Origin of the sequence: Vibrio profundi, from assembly GCF_005281835.1 — a bacterium.
Taxonomy (GTDB): Bacteria; Pseudomonadota; Gammaproteobacteria; order Enterobacterales; family Vibrionaceae; genus Vibrio; species Vibrio profundi.
In genome coordinates this window covers 48,336-73,907 of sequence record NZ_RZIS01000001.1, presented here as the reverse complement: position 1 = coordinate 73,907, position 25,572 = coordinate 48,336, and the positions used below count along the sequence as shown (strand labels likewise).

Here is a 25,572-nt window from a genome sequence, read left to right as displayed (position 1 = left end):
CTATTACTGTGAGTATACCTTAGCGATCAATCGAGTCATACCCGTAGTATCTCGGTAATTGTGTGATGTGTGTGAAGTGAGACCTTGTCCGACTTCAATTGAATTGGTTTCGATGATAGCCCAAGAGGTCGATGCAAGGTATAATTCATTAATTCGACAATCATTTTAATGGAAACCATGGACAGCCTCATTGCGATAGTTGCAGCCTTTCTCTACATAATGGCGATTTCCACCATCATTCCAGGCTTAGCACACCAAACAGGGATTCGAGTTAAAACTGTATTCATAAGTGCAGCGCTAGCTTTGGTTTTTCACGCTTGGTTACTAAGCGATCTCATTGTCTCTGATCGTGGCCAGAATCTTAGCATTCTAAATGTCGCCTCTTTGATCAGCTTTATCATTTCATTGGTAATGAGTGCTGCGATGCTCAAAAACCGCCTGTGGTTTTTATTGCCCGTTATCTATAGCTTCGCTGCACTAAATCTATCAGCTGCTGCTTTCCTACCAAGCACGTTTATCCGCCATTTAGAAAATGACCCTAAATTACTGGTACATATCTCTCTAGCGTTATTCTCATACGCCACATTAACCATAGGTGCGCTATACGCACTTCAACTTGCGTGGCTAGACTACAAATTAAAGAACAAAAAAGCCTTAGCATTAAATCCAAACTTCCCTCCATTAATGATGGTGGAAAGGCAGTTATTCAAGATCATCATGATTGGTAATTTACTGCTTACCGGTACATTACTGACTGGCTTTGTGTTCGTAGAAGATATGTTTGCTCAAGGAAAAGCGCACAAAGCGGTGTTGTCTTTCGTAGCTTGGATTATCTACTCGGTATTGCTCTGGGGCCATTATCAAAAAGGTTGGCGAGGCCAAAAAGTCACTTGGTTTGCCGTTGCCGGCGCTAGCTTACTGACTCTGGCTTACTTCGGTAGCCGCTTCGTTCAAGAGATCATCCTGAACTGATTTTATTACCTTCTAGCAAGGAGCAGGAAAGCTCCTTGCGTTTAAAATATTGAATACGATATATTCAATTGACATCTCGACCAGATTCGGTCATTAATTAAGCAGACATCTCAATAGGAAAGCAATAGTTTGGACGACATATCAACGGGTATCTTATTTGCGCTACTCGCGTGTCTCATTATTATCTCAGGTTACTTCTCTGGTTCAGAAACGGGCATGATGTCCTTGAACCGCTACCGTCTCAAGCACCTTGCGAATACTGGCCATAAAGGTGCTAAACGAGTAGAAAAGCTGCTTAGCCGCCCTGATCGTCTAATCGGATTGATCCTCATCGGCAATAACCTCGTTAATATCCTTGCATCTGCTATCGCGACCATTTTAGGTATGCGTATCTATGGAGATATTGGTGTTGCAATTGCAACTGGTGCCCTTACGCTAGTGATCTTGGTTTTTGCAGAGGTAACACCAAAGACCATTGCCTCTTTATTCCCAGAACGTGTTTCCTACGCCAGCAGTATCCTACTCACGATACTTATGAAGCTCCTATCACCTTTGGTGATCTTAGTGAATTTCATAACTAACGGCTTCATTCGTATTCTTGGTGTAAAAGCCGACCACAACGCCACCGATCACTTAAGTTCAGAAGAGCTACGTACCGTAGTAAACGAAGCCGGCAGCTTAATCCCCCAGCGTCACCAAGACATGCTAGTTTCGATTCTCGACCTTGAACACGTTACCGTTAATGACATCATGGTGCCTCGAAATGAGATCACCGGGATCGACATCAATGATGATTGGAAGTCAATTGTTCGACAGCTTACTCACTCACCTCATGGTCGTATTGTGCTTTATCGAGACCAAATTGACGAGGTGGTCGGAATGCTTAGATTGCGTGAAGCCTACCGCTTGATGCTTGAGAAAAACGAGTTCAACAAAGAGACACTACTACGTGCCGCTGATGAAATATATTTCATTCCAGAATCGACACCGTTAAACGTTCAATTGCTCAAATTCCAGCGCAATAAAGAGCGTATCGGTCTTATTGTTGATGAGTATGGTGACATTAATGGCCTCGTCACTTTAGAAGATATTCTAGAAGAGATCGTTGGTGAATTTACAACCTCGATAGCACCAAGTTTATCTGAAGAAATTACTCCTCAAAGTGATGGCAGCTTCTTAATTGAAGGCAGTGCAAATATTCGAGACATTAACAAAGGCTTGCAGTGGGAACTACCAACCGACGGCCCTAGAACATTAAATGGCTTGATATTGGAGCACCTAGAAGATATTCCTGAGAGTCACCTTAGCGTCCAGGTAGCACAGCATCCAATGGAAATCGTGGAACTGGAAGAAAACCGTATCAAACTAGTAAGAGTGTTCCCTCAACTTGCCAAATAACCGCTGAAGATAACCTATATAAAAAAATGCCTTGTTCAATGAACAAGGCATTTTTTGTATACAAGTATTAAAGCAACGAACTTAGTCTACTTTTAGCTCTTGAAGCATAGACTCTGGAAGCGCAAGCTCATCATTCTTATTCACTGCAACCCCTGCAGCGATGATCGCTTTAGCTATCTCTTTTGCTTCATCCAAAGAGTGCATAGCTGCGGTACCACACTGATATTCGTTTAACTCAGGGATCTTGTTTTGAGATTCAACTTTTAGTACATCCTGCATCGCTGCTAACCACGAGTCAGCTACTTGCTGTTCTGAAGGCGTACCGATTAAGCTCATGTAGAAACCTGTGCGGCAACCCATTGGTGAGATATCGATGATCTCAACATCGCTACCGTTTAGATGCGCGCGCATAAAGCCAGCGTATAAGTGCTCTAACGTATGAATACCTTTTTCAGATAAGATATCTTTGTTCGGCGCTGTAAAACGTAAATCAAAAACAGTAATGGTATCGCCTTTTGGCGTTTGCATTGTTTTTGCCACGCGCACCGCGGGTGCATTCATTCGTGTGTGGTCTACTGTGAAACTATCTAGTAACGGCATTGTTGCTCTCCATGACGAGCGGTTTAAAAAAACCAACTCCTATTATCTTCCAACTCTTGTCGACACTGTTTAAGTTGCCAACCATAATTTTTTGCTTGCTGCTCAACTTTTCTAGCCACCTTAATCAGCGATGGCTTTGAATTATAGCTCTTACGCTTATACCCACCTCTACCTTCATGGTAGGCCAGATATTGATTATAAGGGTCCCACTTAGAGATACCTAATTGACGTTGAGTCTCACTAGTATACCAGCCGATAAACATTAATGAGTCATCAAAATTCGTCCGTGAACCACCATGGTTGGTCGCTTTCTGAAAATCTTCCCATGCAGGGTCTTGAGCCTGAGCGTATCCATAAGCGCTACTCACGCGCCCCCAAGGAATAAACCCTAAGACATAATCTTTGGGTGGTCTAGCGTCATGCCGAAAGCTACTTTCTTGCTTTACAAAAGCCATAGCGACATTGATAGGTGTCCCCCACTCATCTTCCATATCTAAGGCATCTTCATACCAAGACGAGTGCTCGCGGAAAATGCTGCAAATATTGTCCTGCTGTTTAGGTGGCGTTGCCGCACACCCAGCAAGTAACAACAATCCGCTACCGACACCTATTGCTTTTAACGGCTTCTGCATTGACGACTTATGCCTTTAAATATGAGAAGTAATCTGACAAAAAGCTATCGAAGTCCTGAGATTCTGCGGTTTCAGCGCCTTGCTGTGCTTTCACAGAACGGCTAACTTCTTCTTCCATTAATTGTTCAGAATACACTTTATATTGGTGTTCGTTATGCTGCTTTGAGTACGCTTTACCTAACTCGCAACCTACTTTACCTAAACCACCCAGAGCTTTAGTTTTCTCTAGTAATTGACCCGAAATAGTTAATTCAGGGTTATCAATCCAAGCTTCAAGCGTTTCGCAGGTTGCTTGATAAGCATTACCACCAAGCTCTGAATCCATCATTTCTGCAATAAGGCGTAAATCTTTAAATACGCGTTTTGCCCATTCTTGCAGTGTTAACCTTTCGCCATTACAGCCAATCTGCAGCTCTAGACCTTCTTTGCGGCCTTCGATAATGACTTTGTTCCAGTTATCACGCCAGCATTCTAGTTCACAGTTATCCATCTCTTCAGAGTCGGTTAATACACTCCAAGTTAAGAAGAGATCTAAGAAGCGCACTTGCTCTTCAGTAATACCTACAGAACTAAATGGGTTAACGTCCAGCGAACGGACTTCAATATATTCAACACCACCACGAGCCAAGGCTTCTGATGGCTTTTCGCCATTCTTCGCCACACGCTTTGGACGAATTGGCGCATACAGCTCATTTTCAATCTGGAGGACATTGCTGTTTAGTTGGCGGTACTCACCATCGACTTTCACGCCGATTTCCGCAAACTCTTGAGATGGAGTGCGGATCGCCGTGTTAAGCCCTTCTAAATATTGATTCAAGCTATTAAAGCCAATACGTAAGGAACTTTGAGCACTGTTGGTATACCCCAAATCACTCAAACGCAGTGAGGTCGCTTTCGGCAAAAACAACGTTTGATCGATGTTTTCAAAAGGTAACTTCGTTTCGCGCCCTTGAATAAATGAAGAACACAGAGCAGGTGAAGCACCAAAGAAGTAAGGGATTAACCAGCCAAAACGATAATAGTTACGGATTAATCCGAAGTAAGCGTCGGATTTAGACTCACTGCGAGAGGCTTCATCTTGCTCACCGAACAATGAATCCCAGAAAGATTCAGGGAACGAAAAGTTAAAGTGAACACCAGAAATAATCTGCATCAAACTACCGTAACGGCGCTTTAAGCCCTCACGATACAAAGTTTTCATTTTTCCGTTATTAGAATCGCCATACTGCGCAAGTTGGATCGCATCTTCACTACCAACAAAGCATGGCATCGATAACGGCCACAGTTTTTCACCGTCTAATTTGGTTTGAGTGAAATGGTGGATGTCTGCCAGTTGATTCAATAACGTAGGAACATCGTTAGAGACTGGAGTGATAAACTCAAGCAAAGACTCCGCGAAATCAGTAGTTACCCACTCATTGGTTAACGCAGAACCTAGCGCTTTTGGATGAGGGCTGGATGCCAAATGACCATCCGCAGTGTAACGTAGCGTTTCCCTTTCAACACCACGACCAAGCTTTGAAAAAGTCGAAGGGTTGTTTGCAACTTGCTTAAGTCGCGCAGCAAAATCAGTCAAAATTCAGTTCACTTATCTTATATTGTTCTGGCTAGAACTATCATAAATTAGGTTTTGGGAGAAGACGAACCAGTCGCTCCCCTCCCATTAATATGTGCTCTAACGAACGATTTCAAGTTCTTCCACTGGAATATCTAATTTTTCTAACTGTGGACGAAGCGTTTTCGAATCTCCAACCACTATGATTTGATAGTCCTGAGGATCAAACCACTTACGAGCTAGTGTATTTAGCGTCTGTTTCTCTATGGTTTCAACGATCTCATTCCTTTGCTGTAAATAGTCCTCATCCAAGTCTAGAGTCACGATATTACTCAGTAGGTTCGCTTTTTGAGAAGGCGTTTCGTATTTCAAAGCGTCTTGTTGGCCAACAGCCAAGCGCATGAAATCGACCTCTTTGTCGGTTACACCTGACTGACTGAACTCGTTTAGCTCAGCGATGAATTCATTAATCGATGGCACTGTCACATCCGCGCGAACTTGCGCCCCAAAGACAATAATGCCGACTTCACGATTGCTAGCAAAATAACCGCTCGCTCCATAGGTATACGCTTTATCTTCGCGCAAGTTTTGGTTTATCCGACTGTTAAAGTTCCCTGCTAAATTAAAGTTGGCTAAACGACTCATATACAATTCGCCTGTCGCATCAAATGGCAGACCTCGACGAACCAAACGGACAATACTTTGCGGCGCCCCTGGCTTATCAACCAAATAAATTTTTTGTTCGTTCAAAGACGAGATTCGCTCAGGGCGGACTATCGGTGCTGCATCACCTTGCCAGTTTTCAAAGAAAGCGAGTTCACCTTTGATCTGGCGTTTATTGATATCACCAACAACAACAACTTTCGCCCCTTCAGGTGTGTAATTTTGTTGGTAGAAACGTTTAACATCAGCCAAGGTCAGTTTCTGCAACGATTGTTTGGTGCCATCATTTGAGCGGCCAAAAATCGTCGAGCCAAAGATCACCTGCCTCGTTGCCTGAGAAGCCATCCAACTCGGCTGCTGATGTTGATAGACCACCCCTTCCAGCATCTGATTTTTGACCCGTTTAAAATCATCTTCAGAGAACTTAGGGCTAAGTAATACTTCTTCAACGATCGTTAACGTTTCCGCTAAATTTTTCTCCAGCGTAGAAACGGAAATATCTGTTGTGTAGCTCCCTGCACTGATGCTTACTTCACTCCCCAGCTTATCGAGCGCGGCTTGTAACTCTTCCACTGTACGCTTGGTAGAACCTTCTTCCATCATCGCTGCGGTAAGGTTAGCTAAGCCTTCTTGACCCGGCTTAACATACCTTTCACCTGCTGGTAATTGAATTTGTAATTGTACAGTTGGAGTCTCATTACTGACCGTACCAATCAGCTCCGCACCATTTTGATAGTGGATACGATACAGTTCAGGCATCGATGCTTTTACCGCCGCTTCAACTGGAGGCATTTGGCTTCGATCAAAATCATCTACCGCTTTACGTACCACTAACTGCTCTTCTGTCACTTTCTCATAATCAGGTAACGTGCGCGGTGGCGTAACAAAAGTCGCGTCTTGGACGGCAAGCGCTGGTTGGCCTTTTGGAATAACACTCAGCGTGACCTTAGATTGATCTTTAACAAACCTTTGATACGCTTGCATCACACTTTCTGGCGTCACTGAGCGGATCTGCTCCAACTGAGTTTCGATTCGATCCGGTTGACCATAAAACGTCTCATTAGACGCCAACTGCGACACTTTCCCTTTTACGCTCTGCAGCGCAAATACAGCATCCGCTTCCGCTTTACCGGTGATCTGGTCTAATCGAACCTGCTCGACTCCACGTTGTTCAAAATCATCCATCACTTGCATAACTTCTTGATACAGCGGAGTTAGATCGCCTTTCTTACCAGAATCGCCCATCGCATAGACATACAAAGTACAAGACAGCTCTGCACAATCTTGGAACGCACCAGCGCTGACTGCTTTCTGAGTTTTCACTAAGCTTTGATATAAATAGCTATTGCTCCCTGAACCTAATACATTCGCTAACGCATTGACTGAAGCCTGAGACTCTTCCCCTCTGTAGGTTGTAGGCCAGCCAATCAGAACCATTGGCTGACGAATATTGTCCTCTAGCGTCACATAGCGGTCTTCCTCGACCACTGCAGGTTGCTTCTCAGCTTTCTCTACATCTGGGCCTTTAGGAATTGACCCAAAGTATTTATTCACCCATTCAAGTGTGTCCTCGACGTCTAAATCACCACCGATCGTCAACACCGCATTATTTGGGCCGTACCAGCGTAAGAAGAATGCCTTAAGATCATTAACGTCAACTCGTTCAAGATCTTCAACGTAGCCGATAGGTTGCCACGAATATGGATGACCTTCTGGGTAAAGCGCTTCACCCATTCTCTCCCACATCAGACCATAAGGACGGTTTTCATAGCTCTGTGCACGTTCATTTTTTACAGTATCACGCTGAATTTCGAACTTGCGCTGAGATACAGCATCAAGCAAGAAGCCCATGCGATCGGACTCCAGCCATAGCATTTTTTCTAACTGATTTGATGGCACGGTTTCAAAGTAATTGGTACGGTCACGATTGGTGGTGCCGTTCAACGTCCCGCCCGCTTCCGTGATGATCTTAAAGTGCTCTTGATCAGCGACATTCTCAGAGCCCTGGAACATCATGTGCTCAAAGAAATGCGCAAAGCCTGATTTACCGATCTCCTCACGGGCAGAGCCGACGTGATACGTCACATCAACATGTACTAATGGATCAGAATCATCAGGAGATAAAATAACGGTAAGGCCATTATCCAACTTATATTTTGAATAAGGGATCACCACTTTACCGGAATCCGCTTCAACCTCTTCAATTAATGTGACGCCCTCAGGAAGTGAGGAAAAGAAAGGAACAGAAACTGGTACATTGTAAGAACAGCCATATAAGGCGATAAGAGATAATGTACCTAGCACAACCTTTTTCATAGGTTCTCCTTTAGAAAAAACCGAAATAAACAGCGGCTAGCAAGCTATAGCGTAGCGCTTTACCTATGGTAATAAGAATAAGACAGGGTAGAAATTTCATGCGTAGCCAACCCGCAGCTAAACACAGCGGGTCACCGATCACGGGCAGCCAACTAAATAGTAAGGACCAATAGCCATATTTGTTTAGCCATGCCATAGCTTTATGACCGTGTTTCTCGGATTGAGTTCGATTCGGTAACCACAAACCTAACCAATAATTGGTTAGCCCGCCTAAGGTATTACCTACGGTAGCAACAATAACAATTTCAACTGTAGAGAATTGATTCAGGCTTAATGTAGCGATTAAGCCTGCTTCTGAGCCTCCAGGCAACAAAGTAGCGCTAAGAAAGCCACTAATGAATAAAACCCAAAGAGCCGAGTCTGAGAACCAATAAGCGATCGTTTCAAAAAGTGCGTTAAATGACTCTAGCACTGCATATCAACCTTCTTGCATCTTAAGCAGTACCTTGCCTCTTGTGTGGCCCGTTTCCACTTGCTCATGTGCAAACTGAACTTCTGCCATGGGGAATACTTTTTGAATTTCAGTTTTCAAAATACCAACGCTGACCATGTAAAGCATGGCATCTAGCTGGGAAGGAGTCGGTTCCACTAACATTCCCGTCGCACTAAACCCAAGTAATTTTGCCTTTTCGCAAATCAATTCCGCGCTCAAAGTCGGTACTGTAATGACACGAGCGTTGTCTTTTAAACATTTCAATGCATCAAGAGCTGTATCTCCGCCGACGAGATCAATCAGAACGTCAACGTCTGACACTCGCTCCGAAGCTGGTGCAAAGTGGTAATTAATCGCATGCGCCCCTAGGGTCGCCATGTAATCAAGGTTATCTTCACTACAAGTGGTAAACACTTCAGCCTTAGCTGCCACCGCGATTTGAACAGCAAGATGCCCAACACCGCCTGCGCCTGCAAGGATCAATACGCGTTCACCTTCCTGAACTTCGGCTTTGTTGATCGCTTGCGCTGCAGTTTGCCCTGCAAGCGGTAAAGCTGCTGCTGCTTCTAACATCACAGCATCAGGTACTGCGCTTAATACCGATTCAGGCACGCATACGTACTGGCTGTAGCCTCCGCCTTGTAATGGAAAGCCAATGAATCCCGCCACATTATCTCCAATAGAGAAACGTTCAGCCTTATCGCCATTGGCAACAATTTGGCCTGAAATGTCGTAACCAGGGACCCAAGGTAAATTGTCTTTATTTTGTGCCGCCGCCCAGCCAAGCCCAGCGCGGGTTTTGACATCAATAGGATTGACTCCGGAAAAAGCGACTTTAACAAGAACTTCATCGGCTTTAGGTTCAGGGACTTGGCTTGATTGCATGGCCAGCACACCGACATCACCGAACTCTGTTATCGCAATTTGCTTATTTTCCATTTCAATAATTCCTTAATTGATCCAAAAAGAAAGGGATGCGAAAGCATCCCTTTGACTATAAACCATTTTGTCTGAATAAGTTAACACGCGAATCGCAAATTAACGGTCAATTGACCTTGTGCTATCTCAGTCAAATATCCTGATTTACCAAATTATCCGACCAGCGCTAATAGAATACCGGCCGCAACCGCACTACCCAATACGCCAGCAACGTTTGGACCCATTGCGTGCATCAATAAGAAGTTTTGAGGGTTTGCGTCAAGACCAACCTTGTTCACAACACGAGCTGCCATCGGAACCGCTGATACACCAGCAGCACCAATGAGTGGGTTGATATCTTCTTTCGAGAAACGGTTTAGAACCTTCGCCATCAACACACCACCCGCAGTACCGATACTAAACGCCACTGCACCTAAGCCTAGAATACCTAGCGTTTCTAAGTTCAAGAAGGTATCTGCTTGAAGCTTAGAACCTACCCCTAAACCAAGGAAGATAGTCACTACGTTAATCAGTTCGTTTTGTGCTGTCTTAGATAGACGGTCAACCACACCCGCTTCACGCATTAAGTTACCCAAACAGAACATACCAACCAGTGGTGTTGCTGAAGGTAGGAACAAGATCGTCATTAGCAAAACAGCAAGAGGGAATAAAACCTTCTCGCCTTTACTTACGTGACGAAGCTGAGCCATCTTAATTTTGCGCTCTTCAGGAGATGTTAACGCCTTCATGATTGGCGGCTGAATAATAGGGACTAAAGCCATGTAACTGTATGCCGCTACTGCAATCGCACCTAATAGATCAGGAGAGAGCTTACTCGCTAAGAAGATCGCGGTTGGACCGTCTGCACCACCGATGATAGCGATAGAAGAAGCATCTGCCATTGAGAATTCCATTCCTGGAATGTAGTTCAGCAAGATCGCACCAAATAGTGTTGCGAAAATACCAAACTGAGCAGCTGCACCTAACCACAAGGTTTTAGGGTTAGCGATCAATGCACCGAAATCCGTCATCGCGCCCACGCCCATAAAGATCAGCAGTGGGAAAATGCCCGTTTCGATACCAATGTAGTAGACGTAATACAACAAACCGCCAGGATCGGTAAATCCAGCATTTGGGATATTGGCCAATACAGCACCAAAACCAATAGGTAGCAGCAGTAAAGGTTCAAATCCTTTACGGATTGCCAAAAACAACAGCAAGCAACCGACCAGCATCATACAGATCTGGCCGAACTCGAAGTTAGCAATCCCTGTTTCAGACCATAGGGTCATCAATCCTTCCATGGTACTCCCTTACGCTAGGCTTAGTAGTGGAGCGCCTACAGTAACTGCATCGCCTTCTTTAACATTCAGTTCTTGAACGATACCACCACGAGCAGCACGAACTTCCGTTTCCATCTTCATCGCTTCTAGAATAAGCAGGACGTCGCCTTCAGCCACTTCAGCGCCAGCCTGAACGTTCACTTTAAAGATGTTACCCGCAAGAGGAGCAGGAACCGCTTCAGCATCAGATGCAGCTACAGGCGCAGCTTGTGCCGCTTGAGCTGGTTTCGCTGATGGCGCTACCGACGTCAGTTCACCTTGTGGGCCAACTTCTACATCATAAACTTGGCCATCCACCTTCACGCTATAGCTTTCGATACCACCAGATACTGGAGCGGGTGCCGCTGCCGCAACAGGAGCCGCAGCTTCAGCCGTTGGCGCTGGTTCAAATGCTTCTGGGTTACGACGGTTCTTAAGGAACTTAAGACCCACTTGTGGGAACAGTGCGTAAGTCAGTACATCATCTACCGTATCTTCCGCTAGAGAGATACCCTCTGCTTTTGCTTTTTCTAGCAAATCAGTCGTTAGCTCATCCATTTCAGACTTCAGCAGATCTGCAGGGCGACAAGTGATCGCTTCCGCACCATCCAATACTTTAGCTTGCAGTTCTACATCAACTTCAGCTGGAGCTTGACCGTATTCGCCTTTCAATAGACCTGCTGTTTCTTTAGTGATGCTCTTGTAGCGCTCACCCGTTAGTACGTTAATAACCGCTTGAGTACCAACAATTTGAGAAGTTGGCGTTACCAAAGGAATGTAACCAAGCTCTTTACGCACACGTGGGATCTCTTCAAGCACCTCATCCATACGATCAGCGGCGCCTTGCTCTTTAAGTTGCCCTTCCATGTTAGTCAACATGCCACCAGGAACCTGAGCAATCAAGATACGAGAATCGACGCCTTTTAGTTGGCCTTCCCATTTCGCGTACTTTTTACGAACATCACGGAAGTAAGAAGCTATTGGCTCAATCTGATCCAGCTTAAGGTTTGTATCACGCTCTGTACCTTCTAGCATCGCCACAACCGTTTCTGTTGGTGTGTGACCATAAGTACAGCTCATTGAAGAGATAGCGGTATCTAGAATATCGATACCCGCTTCAACGGCTTTAACTGCTGTTGCTGTAGAAAGACCCGTTGTCGCGTGGCTATGCAGTGCTAGAGGAACATCACACGACGCTTTGATACGTGTAATTAACTCTTCAGCTTCGTAAGGCTTTAACAAACCTGACATATCTTTGATACATAATGAATGACAACCTAGGTCTTCTAGACGCTTAGCCAAATCAACCCAAGTATCTGAGTTGTGGACAGGGCTGGTTGTGTAAGACAAAGTACCTTGAGCGTGACCACCAACATCAATCGTTGCTTTCACGGCTTTCTCAAAGTTACGTACGTCATTCATCGCATCAAAAATACGGAATACGTCCATGCCGTTCTTATGGGCACGTTCAACAAATTTTTCAACTACATCATCCGCGTAGTGACGGTAACCCAACAAGTTTTGTCCACGCAGTAGCATCTGCATCGGTGTGTTTGGCATCGCTTTCTTTAGTTCACGCAGACGCTCCCATGGATCCTCTCCAAGAAAACGAATACACGAATCAAACGTCGCGCCGCCCCATGTTTCAAGTGACCAGTAACCGACTTTATCCAGTTCTGCCGCAATCGGCAGCATATCTTCGATACGCATACGAGTAGCAAATAGTGACTGGTGCGCGTCACGAAGTACCACATCTGTGATAGCTAGTGGTTTAGACATGCTCATTAACTCCTTTTAATCCTTTCAAATGCTACTTAGCAGTCGACGTACGGTATTGATGTACCGCGGCCGAAATTGCTGCCACTACCTGTGGACGAACAGCAGAAGGGGTTGATTGTATTTTTTGATTTTTTTTAGGGGCTGCGATCGGCTCTGGTACTTCTTCTGGTACCAGTTTTGACATTAACCGAACGAGATAAACTAGAATAGTTAGGAATATAAAGACGACAGACATCCCCGTTAGCATCAGGGTTGCCGCATCTCCTAGCAGGCTTCCAATATTTTCCATTTTGCTTCCTTTCTTTGTCATCCTGACAATGTGTGCAGGATTTCAACGAATTATGATCCCGACCCAAGGATTATCTCGATTGGTAAAACTTTGTCAATTTTGTTTAAGGCTCTCTTATAGATAAAGCACGTTTTAGGTTAAATTTTCACCACCCAGATCACATAACTCTATCAAATAGGCTTTTTACAGGCATATTAACTAGTGATTATTTAACTCTTAACTAAGAAATATATTGGAGAGGAAGGAAGTGTAACTATGCGGAATAGAGTGGATTTAAAATCAATAAGTTGCACAAAATTACATTTAACAATTTAGCAACACAATTTCATTCAGATATAAAAAAACCTCGTCGAAACGAGGCTTTTTATATAAAGTGGCGCGTCCTGGAGGATTCGAACCTCCGACCGCCTGGTTCGTAGCCAGGTACTCTATCCAGCTGAGCTAAGGACGCACAAGGTTTCGATACTGAACTTTCTCATTCAATATCAGGATTAATGAAAACCCTAAAGAGTGGCGCGTCCTGGAGGATTCGAACCTCCGACCGCCTGGTTCGTAGCCAGGTACTCTATCCAGCTGAGCTAAGGACGCGCAAGGTTTCGATACTGAACTTTCTCATTCAATATCAGGATTAATGAAAACCCTAAAGAGTGGCGCGTCCTGGAGGATTCGAACCTCCGACCGCCTGGTTCGTAGCCAGGTACTCTATCCAGCTGAGCTAAGGACGCACAAGGTTTCGATACTGAACTTTCTCATTCAATATCAGGATTAATGAAAACCCTAAAGAGTGGCGCGTCCTGGAGGATTCGAACCTCCGACCGCCTGGTTCGTAGCCAGGTACTCTATCCAGCTGAGCTAAGGACGCGCGATGTTCTTACGAAGTTATGCTTCGAAGAAGTTGTGAAATATATCACATTTCGTTTCCAATGAAACAAAAAAAAGCCCAAAGGGCCGGTAATGAATGGCGGTGAGGGAGGGATTCGAACCCTCGATGCAGCTACAAACCACATACTCCCTTAGCAGGGGAGCGCCTTCGGCCACTCGGCCACCTCACCAAATTCATTATTCCCACTCTTAGTTCACTAAAGAAATAAGAAAGAGAATGGCGCGTCCTGGAGGATTCGAACCTCCGACCGCCTGGTTCGTAGCCAGGTACTCTATCCAGCTGAGCTAAGGACGCACATTTACTTCTGTGTTTGCTTGCTAATTCAAACGAGCAAGAAATGGCGGTGAGGGAGGGATTCGAACCCTCGATGCAGCTACAAACCACATACTCCCTTAGCAGGGGAGCGCCTTCGGCCTCTCGGCCACCTCACCGTCTTGCGGAGGCACATATTACGATTTACCAAAAATATGTCAAACACTTTCTTAGAAAAAATTGGGGAAAATCGCTCAACCGATGCGTATTTAATCAAAGCGCTTGCAATTTAAACTTTTCGGCCTGTATCACAGTGATTTTTACCAAGAATCAGCAAAAAAGCTACTGGCTATTCAGTCGATTAGAATCACTTATCCTATTAGCCTCACTTTGTATCTAATGCCGCTCTTTTACTATTTAGTTACGCGCTCAAAAAAGGCTAGCTGATAAGCTAGCCCTCTTAAATACGCAAAACGTATTAGTAGTTGCCTGATGCAACGTTACCGTTACCTTTCTCAGCTTGAATGCGCATGTAGATCTCTTCACGGTGAACAGATACTTCTTTAGGTGCGTTAACACCAATACGTACTTGGTTACCTTTAACACCTAGTACAGTAACTGTCACTTCATCACCAATCATCAGTGTTTCGCCAACACGGCGAGTCAAAATTAGCATTCTTTGCTCCTTGAGTAATCTCTAAAATTATCTAGCTACGAGAGCATTATCCAACAAAAGTTATATTTTCGTAAACTATCTATTTAGTTTATTTAACCAAAATGCACTTCTTTTCCTAGATAACCACAAGCTTCGTACGCCGTTATGTATGCATCATGAAGTATGTTAGCCGCCGCATCAACCTGATTCGGTGATACAACTAACATTAAGGACTGCAGTCCTGCTGAATGATGGAACACATCAATGCTCTGAGCAGACAACAGCTCATGTGAACTTTCAGCAATTCCTTGTGCATCGTTACCCACTATTGTAAGTAAACTGACGTCTTCACTATTACGGATTTTTTCATCAAAAACCAGCTTTAACTTGAAGCTTGCGTCGCGTTTAACGAGTACGGCTGCTCGATCTGTATCCTTGATCACACATCCCACTTCAATACCCAGCATGCAACACTGATCGTTCAGTCGGTCTAAATCGCAATTATCAATTTCAACCATTGCCATTTCTTTTTGAATCGCAACGCCAGTAACCGCACCAATTGGTTGCTCACCGGTAACTAACGTTCCCTCACCTTCTTCAAAACTAGACAGCACTCTGAGCGGAACCTTGTGCTTCCAAGCGTACTGAACACACGGTAGGTGTAAAACCTTAGCACCGTTTCGAGCCATATTTTCCATTGATGGAAAATCGATTGTTTCCAGTTTCTTAGAAGCTGTAACAACACGAGGGTCACACGTATATATGCCATCCACATCGGTGTAGATTTGACATTCGTTCGCTTTAAGCGCTCCAGCTAGTGTTACCGCACTAGTATCTGAACCACCTCGCCCCAAAGTTGTGATATCGCCAAACTCATTAATACCTTGGAAGCCTGCCACAATAACAATATGGTCATCGTCAAGTAACTGCTGAACTGGCTGAATATTTATCTCTGTTATCGTGGCATCATTATGAAGAGAGTCGGTGGCTATGCCTGCTTGCTGTCCCGTCAATGACGTCGCTTTGTATCCTAGCTTATTGATCGCCATAGATAGCAAAGCCATAGACACCTGCTCACCAGCCGTTAAGAGCACATCTAGTTCCCTAGCGTTTGGTACGGTATCTATTTGTGTCGCTAATTCCATTAGACGGTTTGTTTCACCCGACATGGCCGAAACAACGACAACAACGTGGTTGCCTTCATTTTTTGCCTTAATGATTTTTTCTGCGACAATTTGGATTCGTTCAATTGAACCCACCGATGTCCCACCAAATTTTTGCACGATAAGAGGTTTGTTCACCAGTCTTCACCTTCCCAAGACACCTGTCTATATATGACAACACGATATAAAACCCAACACCTAAGCATTAGGCGCTAGAAAAAATTAACCAAGTGGTTTAAGACGTAACCTTAAACCACTTGGTTAATTGAAATATTGAAATTTCGCAATAAAAGATGCCCAATCGGGTGATTGGGCATCTTTGAATCAAGAGATAAGTTTTATAGGCGCTCTTCTAGCCATGGTTGAACTGACTTCATCGCTTCAGGCAGAGCTGATACATCTGTACCACCTGCTTGCGCCATGTCAGGACGACCACCACCTTTACCGCCAACTTGCTCAGCAACCATCTTAACTAGGTCACCCGCTTTCACTTTGCCGATAAGGTCTTTAGTTACACCAGCGATAAGACCAATTTTGTCACCGTTGATGTTAGCCAGCATCACAACGCCGCTACCCATTTGGTTCTTAGCGTTATCAACCATAGTACGTAGGTTCTTAGGATCCGCACCTTCCATACCAGCGATCAGAACTTTCACGCCGTTGATTTCTTGTGCTTTACCCATGATGTTTGCACTTTCAGATGCAGCCATCTTCTCTTTTAGCTTTTGAATCTCTTTCTCTAGAGCTTTCGCCTTAGAAGCAGATTCAGCAATCTTCTCTTCGTATTTCGCTTGTTGCTCTTCGATAGCATCAAGTGCTGCTTCACCCGTTACCGCTTCTATACGACGGATACCCGCTGCGATACCACCTTCAGAAGTGATCTTGAATAGGCCAATGTCACCCGTGTTTGAAGCGTGGATACCACCACAAAGCTCAGTAGAGAACTCACCCATAGACAGTACGCGAACTTCATCATCGTACTTCTCACCGAACAGTGCCATTGCACCTTTCGCTTTCGCTGATTCGATGTCCATGATGTTAGTTTCAATTGCATGGTTCTTACGAACCTGCGCGTTAACCAAACGTTCTACTTCTTTAAGTTGTTCAGGCGTTACCGCTTCAAGGTTAGAGAAGTCAAAACGTAGGTTGTCAGGCTTAACCAAAGAACCTTTTTGAGCCACGTGCTCACCAAGAACTTCGCGCAGTGCAGCGTGAAGTAAGTGAGTTGCAGAGTGGTTAAGTGAGATAGCAGCACGACGCTCAGCGTCTACTGTAGCTTCTACTTTATCGCCCTTCGCGAACACACCTTCAACTAGCTCACCGTGGTGTGCGAATGCATTACCTAGCTTTTGAGTATCTTCTACTATGAAAAGGCCAGAAGCTGTTTTTAGCGTACCTGTATCACCACATTGACCACCTGATTCAGCGTAGAATGGCGTCTCTTCAAGGATGATGATTGCTTTATCGCCCGCAGATAGAGAAGCAACTTCTTCGCCTTCAACGAAAAGTGCAGAGATTTCACCAGCACCTTCTGTACCTGTGTAACCACAGAACTCAGTGTTAGTTTCCACTTTGATCGTCGCGTTGTAGTCAGTACCGAATTGGCCCGCTTCACGTGCACGCTGACGCTGAACTTCCATCGCCTTCTCAAAGCCTTCTTCATCAATAGTGAAGTCACGCTCACGAGCTACGTCGTTAGTTAAATCAGCTGGGAAGCCGTAAGTATCGTAAAGTTTGAATACTGTTTCGCCGTCTAGCTCTTTGCCTTCCAGTGCATCTAGTGCGTCGTTCAGGATAACCATGCCGCGCTCTAGTGTGCGACCAAAGTTCTCTTCTTCGATACGAAGTACTTTTTCAACAAGCTCTTGTTGCTTCTTCAGCTCGTCTGCTGCAGAACCCATCACTTCAGCCAGTACACCCACAAGTTTGTGGAAGAATACGCCTTGTGCACCTAGCTTGTTACCGTGACGAACTGCGCGACGGATAATACGACGTAGAACGTAACCACGACCTTCGTTTGAAGGCATAACGCCATCAGCGATCAGGAATGAACAAGAACGGATGTGGTCAGCGATAACACGTAGCGACTGGTTTGATAGGTCTTCGTAACCGATCGTTTCAGCCGTTGCTTTGATTAGCTTTTGGAATACATCGATTTCGTAGTTTGAGTGTACACCTTGCATGATTGCAGAGATACGCTCAATACCCATGCCTGTATCAACAGCAGGCTTAGGTAGCGGTTCCATTGTGCCGTCTGCGTGACGGTTGAACTGCATGAATACGTTGTTCCAGATCTCGATGAAACGGTCACCATCTTCTTCAGGAGTGCCTGGACGGCCGCCCCAAATGTGTTCACCGTGATCGTAGAAAATCTCTGTACATGGACCACAAGGACCTGTGTCACCCATTGTCCAGAAGTTGTCAGACTCGAACTGTTTACCGCCTTCTTTGTCGCCGATGCGAACGATACGGTCAGCAGGTACACCTACTTTCTTGTTCCAGATATCGAATGCTTCGTCATCTGTCTCGTATACCGTTACCAATAGACGATCTTTTGGCAGTTGTAGACTTTCTGTTAGGAATTCCCAAGCAAACGCAATCGCGTCTTCTTTGAAGTAATCACCAAAACTGAAGTTACCAAGCATTTCAAAGAATGTGTGGTGACGAGCCGTGAAACCTACGTTTTCAAGGTCATTGTGTTTACCGCCAGCACGTACACAACGTTGAGCCGTAGTCGCTCGAGTGTAGGCACGCTTCTCGGCGCCTAAGAAACAATCTTTGAATTGGTTCATACCTGCGTTAGTGAATAGCAGGGTTGGATCGTTATGTGGAACTAACGATGAACTGTCTACGATTTGGTGTCCTTTGCTCTCAAAGAACTTAAGGAACGCGTTGCGAACCTCATCAGTGCTCATGTACATGCAGCTCTTCCTGAAAATAGTCGAGTTAGAATTTTGCCGTATTGTAGATCATGGTTAAGGCTTCGACTAGTTTTCTTGTAGAAAAGACACGCTTGGAATGAAATTTGAGATGAAATGAGGCTTATTTAGATTTACCGGCCAGAGTAAGTGGGTAGATTGATTCGTAATACGATTAACTGCGCTACAGCAAACAGCTCGAGCGTATTCCTTAAATATTCCTAGAACCAACTTTATCGGTAAGTATGCTTTATGAAAGTACAAAAAGTAAAAAGCCCTGCAAATGCAGGGCTCTTAAAACTGTCAAGTTAGCTTATAGTTCTTGGTTTTCAGCTGCTTCTTCAGCTTCATTTTCTTCAAGAACAACCGGAGTTAACAGTAACTCACGCAATTTAGTATCTAGCTCAAGTGCAACTTCTGGGTTTTCGCGTAAGTACTTACAAGAGTTTGACTTACCTTGACCAATCTTATCACCTTTGTAGCTGTACCAAGCACCGGCTTTATCAACTAGCTTGTTCTTAACACCTAGGTCAATCAGCTCACCTTCACGGTTAAAGCCTTGGCCGTATAGGATTTGAGTTTCAGCTTGTTTAAACGGTGCCGCAATCTTGTTCTTAACAACCTTAATGCGCGTTTCGTTACCAACAATCTCGTCACCTTCTTTGATAGAACCGGTACGGCGAATATCAAGACGAACAGATGCGTAGAACTTAAGTGCGTTACCACCAGTTGTAGTTTCTGGGTTACCAAACATTACACCAATCTTCATGCGAATTTGGTTAATGAAGATACACATACAGTTAGACTGCTTTAGGTTACCTGTTAGCTTACGCATTGCTTGAGAAAGCATACGAGCTTGAAGACCCATGTGGCTGTCGCCCATTTCGCCTTCGATTTCTGCTTTTGGTGTTAGTGCTGCTACTGAATCGACAACCAATACGTCGATTGCACCAGAACGCGCTAAAGCATCACAGATTTCTAGAGCTTGTTCACCAGTATCTGGTTGAGAAACAAGAAGTGCATCGATATCAACGCCAAGTTTTTGAGCGTAGATTGGGTCTAGTGCGTGCTCAGCATCAACGAAAGCACAGGTTTTACCTACTTTCTGCGCAGCGGCAATAAGCTCAAGTGTCAGCGTTGTTTTACCTGAAGATTCTGGACCGTAGATTTCTACGATACGACCCATTGGTAAACCACCAGCACCCAAAGCGATATCAAGAGATAGTGAACCTGTAGAAATAGTTTCTACGTCCATTGTGCGGTTATCACCTAGACGCATGATTGAGCCTTTACCAAATTGCTTTTCAATCTGACCAAGGGCTGCGGCTAACGCTTTTTGTTTATTCTCGTCCATTACTATCTCCACGTGACACGCTTGTATCGACAAGCCATCTAGAATCTATTTCAAACCCAGAAGGGTGACTAATTGGTGGTTATTATACTGTTGATTCATACAGTGTCTATACCTGTATGAAAAATATTTGCGCAATTTGTTATCTATTCCAACAAACTCCTGTTAGAGCAATGCTCTAGCGTATTTTCTAAGATAGATAATCATAAATAACTTGTAGCGCATGTAAGGTTGCTTGATGGCGTACTTGTGATCTGTCCCCGTTAAAATGGCACGTTTCCACTTTTTTCCAACCGCGTTTATCCGCCCATGCGAAACACACTGTACCAACAGGTTTAGCTTCAGTACCACCGCCGGGGCCTGCAATCCCACTCACCGAGACTCCGATACTGGCATTAGAATTCGCAATCGCGCCACAGATCATCTCTTCAACAACGGCTTCACTTACCGCACCATGTTCTTCGAGAGTCTCTAACTGCACATCAATCATCTCTTGTTTCGCTTCATTACTATACGTAATAAATGCTCGATCAAACCACGCTGAACTACCAGCTATGTCTGTAATAGCAGCAGCAATCCCGCCACCAGTACATGACTCTGCAGTTGTCATTATCTGATGTTTTTTTTCTAGTAACAGACCGAGTTTCAGGCTTAGCTCTTGGCAAGACTCCATCGCTTACAATCTCCTATCAATTACGCTCAATATGTATCTTTTCACGTGAGCATCTTTTCGCATCAATGGCTTTCACGTATCCTAAGCCGCAATAGAAATAAACGAAAGAACAGAACTGTGAAAGCCGATCAAAAACATACTCCGATGATGCAGCAATACCATAAGTTAAAAGCAGAAAACCCTGAAATTCTGCTTTTCTACCGCATGGGAGATTTCTACGAGCTTTTCTATGATGATGCAAAGAAAGCATCGCAACTATTGGATATATCGCTGACCAAGCGTGGATCATCAGCTGGCGAACCCATCCCTATGGCTGGCGTTCCATTTCATGCAGTAGAAGGTTACCTCGCTAAACTTGTACAGTTGGGTGAATCCGTTGCGATATGTGAACAGATCGGCAACCCTGCAACATCAAAAGGACCTGTTGAGCGAAAAGTCGTTCGTATCGTGACGCCAGGTACGGTTACCGATGAAGCACTACTTTCAGAACGAATTGATAACCTAATTGCCGCGATTTATCACCACAATGGTAAGTTTGGTTACGCCACCTTAGACATCACATCAGGCCGCTTTCAATTGTGCGAACCTGAAACTGAAGAAGCGATGGCGGCAGAATTACAAAGAACCTCACCTCGTGAGCTCCTCTTCCCTGAAGACTTTGAACCCGTCGACCTCATGGCTAACCGTAATGGTAATCGCCGCCGACCAGTATGGGAATTTGAGCTAGACACTGCAAAACAGCAGCTCAACCAGCAATTTGGTACTCGCGATTTGGTTGGATTCGGCGTTGAGAAAGCTCATTTAGGTTTATGCGCAGCAGGCTGCTTGATTCAGTATGTAAAAGACACTCAAAGAACCGCACTACCTCACATTCGCTCACTTACTTTTGACCGCCAAGACCACTCTGTCATTTTAGATGCTGCAACTCGCCGCAATCTTGAGATCACACAAAATCTTTCAGGCGGTATTGATAACACGCTAGCTGAAGTACTGGATCACACAGCGACAGCTATGGGTAGCCGTATGCTCAAGCGTTGGCTGCACCAACCTATGCGCTGCATTGATACTTTGAATCAGCGTCTTGATGCGATCGCAGAAATGAAAGACTCCAGCCTATATGCGGACTTGCAACCTACACTGAAACAAATCGGCGATATCGAACGAATTTTAGCTCGTCTCGCACTGCGCTCAGCAAGACCAAGAGATATGGCCAGATTACGTCAGGCAATGCAGCAATTACCTGAGCTAGCTGAAGTATTACAATCCGTTCAACATCCATACCTAGCCCAGCTTTCACAATACTCAGCGCCACTAGACGCTGTATCGGAGCTGCTAGAACGTGCAATTAAAGAGAACCCACCAGTTGTCATTCGTGATGGCGGTGTGATTGCTGAAGACTACAACGCAGAGCTAGATGAATGGCGCGATTTAGCCGCAGGGGCGACAGAATTTTTAGATAAGCTAGAGCAAGAAGAACGTGAAACCCATGGTATCGATACGCTTAAAGTCGGGTACAACAACGTTCATGGCTTCTTTATTCAAGTAAGCCGTGGTCAAAGCCATTTGGTTCCACCACACTATGTTCGCCGTCAAACGCTAAAAAATGCGGAACGATACATCATTCCCGAGCTTAAAGAACACGAAGACAAAGTTCTTAACTCTAAATCAAAAGCGCTAGCAATTGAAAAACAACTATGGGAAGAGTTGTTTGATCTATTACTGCCCCATTTAGAACGCTTACAGAACATTGCCTCTGCGGTTTCACAATTAGACGTGATTCAAAATATGGCAGAGCGTGCAGAAACCTTAGACTACTGCCGACCAACACTCCAAGAAAAACCGGGGATTCATATTCAAGCAGGCCGTCACCCTGTCGTAGAGCAAGTGATGGATGACCCATTCATTGCGAACCCAATTGAGCTGCACCCTGAACGCAAAATGTTGATCATTACTGGTCCAAACATGGGTGGTAAATCGACTTATATGCGTCAAACAGCACTTATCGCCTTAATGGCGCATATCGGATGCTACGTTCCAGCAGAGAGCGCAACCATTGGTTCTATCGACCGTATCTTTACTCGTATTGGTGCATCCGATGATCTAGCGTCAGGCCGCTCAACCTTCATGGTAGAAATGACGGAAACCGCGAACATCCTGCATAACGCAACTCAAAAAAGCTTAGTGTTAATGGATGAAATCGGCCGAGGCACTAGTACCTATGACGGCCTATCTTTGGCCTGGGCAAGTGCAGAGTGGCTGGCAAATCAAATCAGCGCAATGACTTTGTTTGCCACCCACTATTTCGAGTTGACTGAGCTACCAAATCAGCTGACAAATTTAGCTAATGTCCATTTAGATGCGGTCGAACATGGCGATAGCATTGCTTTCATGCATGCTGTTCAAGAAGGGGCGGCAAGCAAATCTTACGGACTAGCTGTTGCTGGACTTGCTGGCGTTCCTAAGACCGTTATCAAGAACGCACGTGCCAAGCTTACTCAACTCGAAGCCTTAGGTAACGATACTAACTCTCGTAAACCAAGCAATGTTGATATCGCCAATCAACTGAGTCTCATACCTGAGCCTAGTGAAGTAGAGCAAGCGTTAGCAAACATTGATCCTGATGATCTTACGCCACGCCAAGCATTAGAAGAATTATATCGCTTAAAGAAACTCATATAAGTTTTAACCTTCAAAAACGAAAAAGCGCGAACCTTAGGTCCGCGCTTTTATTTTCATATAATGAAGATTAGTCAGTCTCAACGTTAAACAAGTTTTCCATACTTAAACCTTGTTTAATCAAGATCTCACGTAGACGTCGTAAGCCTTCAACTTGAATCTGACGAACACGCTCACGAGTTAAACTGATTTCACGCCCTACTTCTTCAAGGGTTGATGGCTCATAACCCAGCAAGCCAAAGCGGCGTGCTAATACTTCTTTTTGTTTAGGGTTAAGCTCATCTAACCAATGAATTAAAGAGTCTTTAATATCATTATCTTGAGTCGATACTTCAGGATCTGAATTGTTGATGTCCGGAATAATATCGAGCAGCGCTTTCTCGCCATCACCACCAATCGGTGTATCAACAGAACTAACACGCTCATTCAAACGAAGCATTTTGCTTACATCATCAACGGGTTTATCTAGTTTAGATGCGATTTCTTCTGCGGTTGGTTCATGATCCAGTTTTTGCGAGAGCTCACGAGCTGTACGTAAGTAGATGTTGAGTTCTTTCACAACATGGATTGGTAAACGGATAGTCCGAGTTTGGTTCATCAAAGCACGTTCAATCGTTTGACGAATCCACCACGTTGCGTAAGTAGAAAAACGGAAACCTCTTTCAGGATCGAATTTTTCCACCGCGCGGATAAGACCTAAGTTACCTTCTTCGATAAGATCAAGTAGTGCCAGTCCACGGTTACTGTATCGACGTGAGATTTTCACAACCAAACGTAAATTACTTTCAATCATACGTTTGCGGGCTGCTTCATCGCCGCGTAGAGCTCGACGAGCATAAAGAACTTCTTCTTCAGCTGTCAGTAAAGGTGAGAAACCGATCTCGCCAAGATAAAGTTGAGTTGCATCTAAACTTTTAGCGCTAACCTCGACTTCTTCTTTGACTTCAGTTTTTTTACTTGATGGTTGAGTTTTTTGTTCAAGATCGTCTACTTCCGTTGTCGCTTGATCAAGAGCAAATTCTTCTTTAACTACTGTATTGCTGATACTCATAACGCCTCCCCCTGGCGAGCTTAGCAAGACATTACCACTATATATGCCGCTAAATTCCTATGACACAGAACACGATACATCATTGCGATGTACTGTTTTTTTAAGGTAAGTACCGTTTTGGATTAACGGATTTACCTTGATACCGAATTTCAAAGTGTAAGCGCACGCTATTGGTGCCAGAACTACCCATTGTCGCTATCTTTTGACCTGGTTTTACACTTTGTCCTTCAGAGACTAACAACCTGTCGTTATGCGCGTATGCACTTAGATAATTATCGTTATGCTTTACTATGATTAAGTTGCCATAACCTCGTAATGCATTTCCCGAATAAACGACTGTTCCCCCTGCGGTTGATACTATGGATTGACCTCGCTGTCCTGCAATATCAATCCCTTTATTTCCTTGTTCTCCCACAGAGAAATTCTTTATTACCCTTCCTTTCGTTGGCCACAACCATTTCGATACTTTATTGTTAGTTGAAGCTTTGGCGGTATTAACATTTTGTTTACCTTTAGGATCAACATACTCCTTTCGTTTAGATTGTTCAACCTTCTTAACTGGATCTTTTTTAACCGTTTTTGAAGCAGCGCTAGACTTCACCTGGTTAGAGTTTTTATTCGATTTCGAAGACGAAGAAGGTGTAGTAGAAGCCGCTGTTGCTGTCGAAGCTACCGCAACTGGGGCTGTAGCAGTAACAGTAGCTTTCCCATAACTTGGGGCGACATAGGCTGGAGCCCACAAATTTAGCTTTTGTCCCGGATGGATGGTGTAAGGCTTACTTAGGTTATTGAAACTAATTAAATCGTTTACATTTTTATCTGTGATATAGGCAATAAAATAGAGGGTATCGCCCTTTTTCACCTGATAATAACTGCCACGGTAACTGCCTCTTGCGACAGAAGAGTAATCCTTATTCAAACCTGAAACAGGCGCAGGGGTATGTGCCGCACAGCCCACAAGCAAGCAGCATAAACCGAAGGTAAGTACTTTCAATAACCCTGAGCCCATTCTT

The 25,572-nt window shown here is 44.5% G+C and carries 19 protein-coding genes and 7 tRNA genes; 3 read left to right on the top strand and 23 right to left on the bottom strand.

The features are described from left to right. Positions 1–177: 177 nt before the first annotated feature. Positions 178–972: a cytochrome C assembly family protein gene (locus tag ELZ11_RS00380; protein WP_137355392.1), complete on the top strand. Its 795-nt coding sequence runs from the start codon at positions 178–180 to the stop codon at positions 970–972. A gap of 129 nt (positions 973–1,101) precedes the next feature. Further along, the gene (locus tag ELZ11_RS00375; protein ID WP_137355391.1) at positions 1,102–2,370 is read left to right on the top strand and encodes an HlyC/CorC family transporter; all 1,269 of its coding nucleotides are present in this window, start codon (positions 1,102–1,104) and stop codon (positions 2,368–2,370) included. Between the two features lie 81 nt (positions 2,371–2,451). Here the strand turns inward: ELZ11_RS00375 and luxS are convergent, their stop codons facing one another. The 21 genes from luxS to pncC form a co-directional block, all read right to left on the bottom strand. After that, positions 2,452–2,970 (bottom strand): S-ribosylhomocysteine lyase, encoded by a 519-nt coding sequence (gene luxS / locus ELZ11_RS00370; protein WP_137355390.1) that lies wholly within the window; start codon positions 2,968–2,970, stop codon positions 2,452–2,454. 23 nt (positions 2,971–2,993) lie between these two features. Then, positions 2,994–3,602, bottom strand: a complete 609-nt coding sequence (locus ELZ11_RS00365) for a transglycosylase SLT domain-containing protein (protein ID WP_137355389.1) — start codon at positions 3,600–3,602, stop codon at positions 2,994–2,996. Positions 3,603–3,609: 7 nt separating this feature from the next. Next, complete coding sequence (gene gshA / locus ELZ11_RS00360; RefSeq protein ID WP_137355388.1) at positions 3,610–5,178, bottom strand: glutamate--cysteine ligase; 1,569 nt, start codon at positions 5,176–5,178, stop codon at positions 3,610–3,612. A gap of 99 nt (positions 5,179–5,277) precedes the next feature. Then, positions 5,278–8,136 carry a M16 family metallopeptidase gene (locus ELZ11_RS00355; protein ID WP_137355387.1) on the bottom strand — a complete coding sequence of 953 codons (2,859 nt, stop codon included), beginning with the start codon at positions 8,134–8,136 and terminating at the stop codon, positions 5,278–5,280. A gap of 10 nt (positions 8,137–8,146) precedes the next feature. After that, complete coding sequence (locus tag ELZ11_RS00350; protein ID WP_137355386.1) at positions 8,147–8,608, bottom strand: YqaA family protein; 462 nt, start codon at positions 8,606–8,608, stop codon at positions 8,147–8,149. Between the two features lie 6 nt (positions 8,609–8,614). Further along, entirely contained in the window at positions 8,615–9,568 is a 954-nt protein-coding gene (locus ELZ11_RS00345) for an NADP-dependent oxidoreductase (RefSeq protein WP_137355385.1), read from the bottom strand. Positions 9,569–9,720: 152 nt separating this feature from the next. Further along, on the bottom strand, positions 9,721–10,851 hold the full coding sequence (locus tag ELZ11_RS00340; protein WP_137355384.1) for a sodium ion-translocating decarboxylase subunit beta: 1,131 nt from the start codon (positions 10,849–10,851) through the stop codon (positions 9,721–9,723). Between the two features lie 9 nt (positions 10,852–10,860). Beyond that, positions 10,861–12,648: a sodium-extruding oxaloacetate decarboxylase subunit alpha gene (oadA, locus tag ELZ11_RS00335; RefSeq protein WP_137355383.1), complete on the bottom strand. Its 1,788-nt coding sequence runs from the start codon at positions 12,646–12,648 to the stop codon at positions 10,861–10,863. 31 nt (positions 12,649–12,679) lie between these two features. Continuing rightward, positions 12,680–12,937: an oxaloacetate decarboxylase subunit gamma gene (locus ELZ11_RS00330; protein WP_137355382.1), complete on the bottom strand. Its 258-nt coding sequence runs from the start codon at positions 12,935–12,937 to the stop codon at positions 12,680–12,682. 374 nt (positions 12,938–13,311) lie between these two features. Then, positions 13,312–13,388, bottom strand: a tRNA-Arg gene (locus ELZ11_RS00325). 60 nt (positions 13,389–13,448) lie between these two features. Continuing rightward, a tRNA-Arg gene (locus ELZ11_RS00320) sits at positions 13,449–13,525 on the bottom strand. Positions 13,526–13,585: 60 nt separating this feature from the next. Further along, positions 13,586–13,662 (bottom strand) — tRNA-Arg (locus ELZ11_RS00315). A 60-nt stretch (positions 13,663–13,722) separates the two neighbouring features. Beyond that, positions 13,723–13,799: transfer RNA gene (locus ELZ11_RS00310), tRNA-Arg, on the bottom strand. Positions 13,800–13,896: 97 nt separating this feature from the next. After that, positions 13,897–13,989 (bottom strand) — tRNA-Ser (locus ELZ11_RS00305). 48 nt (positions 13,990–14,037) lie between these two features. Further along, positions 14,038–14,114: transfer RNA gene (locus tag ELZ11_RS00300), tRNA-Arg, on the bottom strand. A 44-nt stretch (positions 14,115–14,158) separates the two neighbouring features. Continuing rightward, positions 14,159–14,251 (bottom strand) — tRNA-Ser (locus ELZ11_RS00295). A 299-nt stretch (positions 14,252–14,550) separates the two neighbouring features. Further along, positions 14,551–14,748 (bottom strand): carbon storage regulator CsrA, encoded by a 198-nt coding sequence (gene csrA / locus ELZ11_RS00290; RefSeq protein WP_004415691.1) that lies wholly within the window; start codon positions 14,746–14,748, stop codon positions 14,551–14,553. A gap of 92 nt (positions 14,749–14,840) precedes the next feature. Beyond that, the gene (locus tag ELZ11_RS00285; RefSeq protein WP_137355381.1) at positions 14,841–16,028 is read right to left on the bottom strand and encodes an aspartate kinase; all 1,188 of its coding nucleotides are present in this window, start codon (positions 16,026–16,028) and stop codon (positions 14,841–14,843) included. Between the two features lie 200 nt (positions 16,029–16,228). Next, positions 16,229–18,811 carry an alanine--tRNA ligase gene (gene alaS, locus ELZ11_RS00280; protein WP_137355380.1) on the bottom strand — a complete coding sequence of 861 codons (2,583 nt, stop codon included), beginning with the start codon at positions 18,809–18,811 and terminating at the stop codon, positions 16,229–16,231. Positions 18,812–19,121: 310 nt separating this feature from the next. Continuing rightward, entirely contained in the window at positions 19,122–20,162 is a 1,041-nt protein-coding gene (gene recA / locus ELZ11_RS00275; RefSeq protein WP_137355379.1) for a recombinase RecA, read from the bottom strand. Positions 20,163–20,349: 187 nt separating this feature from the next. Then, positions 20,350–20,832, bottom strand: a complete 483-nt coding sequence (gene pncC / locus ELZ11_RS00270) for a nicotinamide-nucleotide amidase (RefSeq protein ID WP_137355378.1) — start codon at positions 20,830–20,832, stop codon at positions 20,350–20,352. Between the two features lie 117 nt (positions 20,833–20,949). Between pncC and mutS the strand changes: the two genes are divergently transcribed. Further along, positions 20,950–23,511, top strand: a complete 2,562-nt coding sequence (gene mutS / locus ELZ11_RS00265) for a DNA mismatch repair protein MutS (RefSeq protein WP_137355377.1) — start codon at positions 20,950–20,952, stop codon at positions 23,509–23,511. Positions 23,512–23,578: 67 nt separating this feature from the next. Here mutS and rpoS read toward each other — a convergent pair whose 3' ends face one another. Together rpoS and nlpD are read right to left on the bottom strand one after the other, a co-directional pair. Then, positions 23,579–24,559 carry an RNA polymerase sigma factor RpoS gene (rpoS, locus tag ELZ11_RS00260; RefSeq protein WP_137355376.1) on the bottom strand — a complete coding sequence of 327 codons (981 nt, stop codon included), beginning with the start codon at positions 24,557–24,559 and terminating at the stop codon, positions 23,579–23,581. A 100-nt stretch (positions 24,560–24,659) separates the two neighbouring features. Then, a complete protein-coding gene (nlpD, locus tag ELZ11_RS00255) occupies positions 24,660–25,568 on the bottom strand; it encodes a murein hydrolase activator NlpD (protein ID WP_137355375.1) in 909 nt (302 codons plus the stop codon). Positions 25,569–25,572 lie beyond the last annotated feature (4 nt).

Bases quoted from the DNA above. Each gene is read 5' to 3' on its own strand.
- rpoS (WP_137355376.1), bottom strand. From the start codon at position 24,559: ATGAGTATCAGCAATACAGTAGTTAAAGAAGAATTTGCTCTTGATCAA.
- alaS (WP_137355380.1), bottom strand. From the start codon at position 18,811: ATGTACATGAGCACTGATGAGGTTCGCAACGCGTTCCTTAAGTTCTTT.
- ELZ11_RS00345 (WP_137355385.1), bottom strand. From the start codon at position 9,568: ATGGAAAATAAGCAAATTGCGATAACAGAGTTCGGTGATGTCGGTGTG.
- nlpD (WP_137355375.1), bottom strand. From the start codon at position 25,568: ATGGGCTCAGGGTTATTGAAAGTACTTACCTTCGGTTTATGCTGCTTG.
- pncC (WP_137355378.1), bottom strand. From the start codon at position 20,832: ATGGAGTCTTGCCAAGAGCTAAGCCTGAAACTCGGTCTGTTACTAGAA.
- ELZ11_RS00340 (WP_137355384.1), bottom strand. From the start codon at position 10,851: ATGGAAGGATTGATGACCCTATGGTCTGAAACAGGGATTGCTAACTTC.
- ELZ11_RS00355 (WP_137355387.1), bottom strand. From the start codon at position 8,136: ATGAAAAAGGTTGTGCTAGGTACATTATCTCTTATCGCCTTATATGGC.
- luxS (WP_137355390.1), bottom strand. From the start codon at position 2,970: ATGCCGTTACTAGATAGTTTCACAGTAGACCACACACGAATGAATGCA.
- recA (WP_137355379.1), bottom strand. From the start codon at position 20,162: ATGGACGAGAATAAACAAAAAGCGTTAGCCGCAGCCCTTGGTCAGATT.
- ELZ11_RS00365 (WP_137355389.1), bottom strand. From the start codon at position 3,602: ATGCAGAAGCCGTTAAAAGCAATAGGTGTCGGTAGCGGATTGTTGTTA.
- oadA (WP_137355383.1), bottom strand. From the start codon at position 12,648: ATGTCTAAACCACTAGCTATCACAGATGTGGTACTTCGTGACGCGCAC.
- csrA (WP_004415691.1), bottom strand. From the start codon at position 14,748: ATGCTAATTTTGACTCGCCGTGTTGGCGAAACACTGATGATTGGTGAT.
- ELZ11_RS00380 (WP_137355392.1), top strand. From the start codon at position 178: ATGGACAGCCTCATTGCGATAGTTGCAGCCTTTCTCTACATAATGGCG.
- ELZ11_RS00330 (WP_137355382.1), bottom strand. From the start codon at position 12,937: ATGGAAAATATTGGAAGCCTGCTAGGAGATGCGGCAACCCTGATGCTA.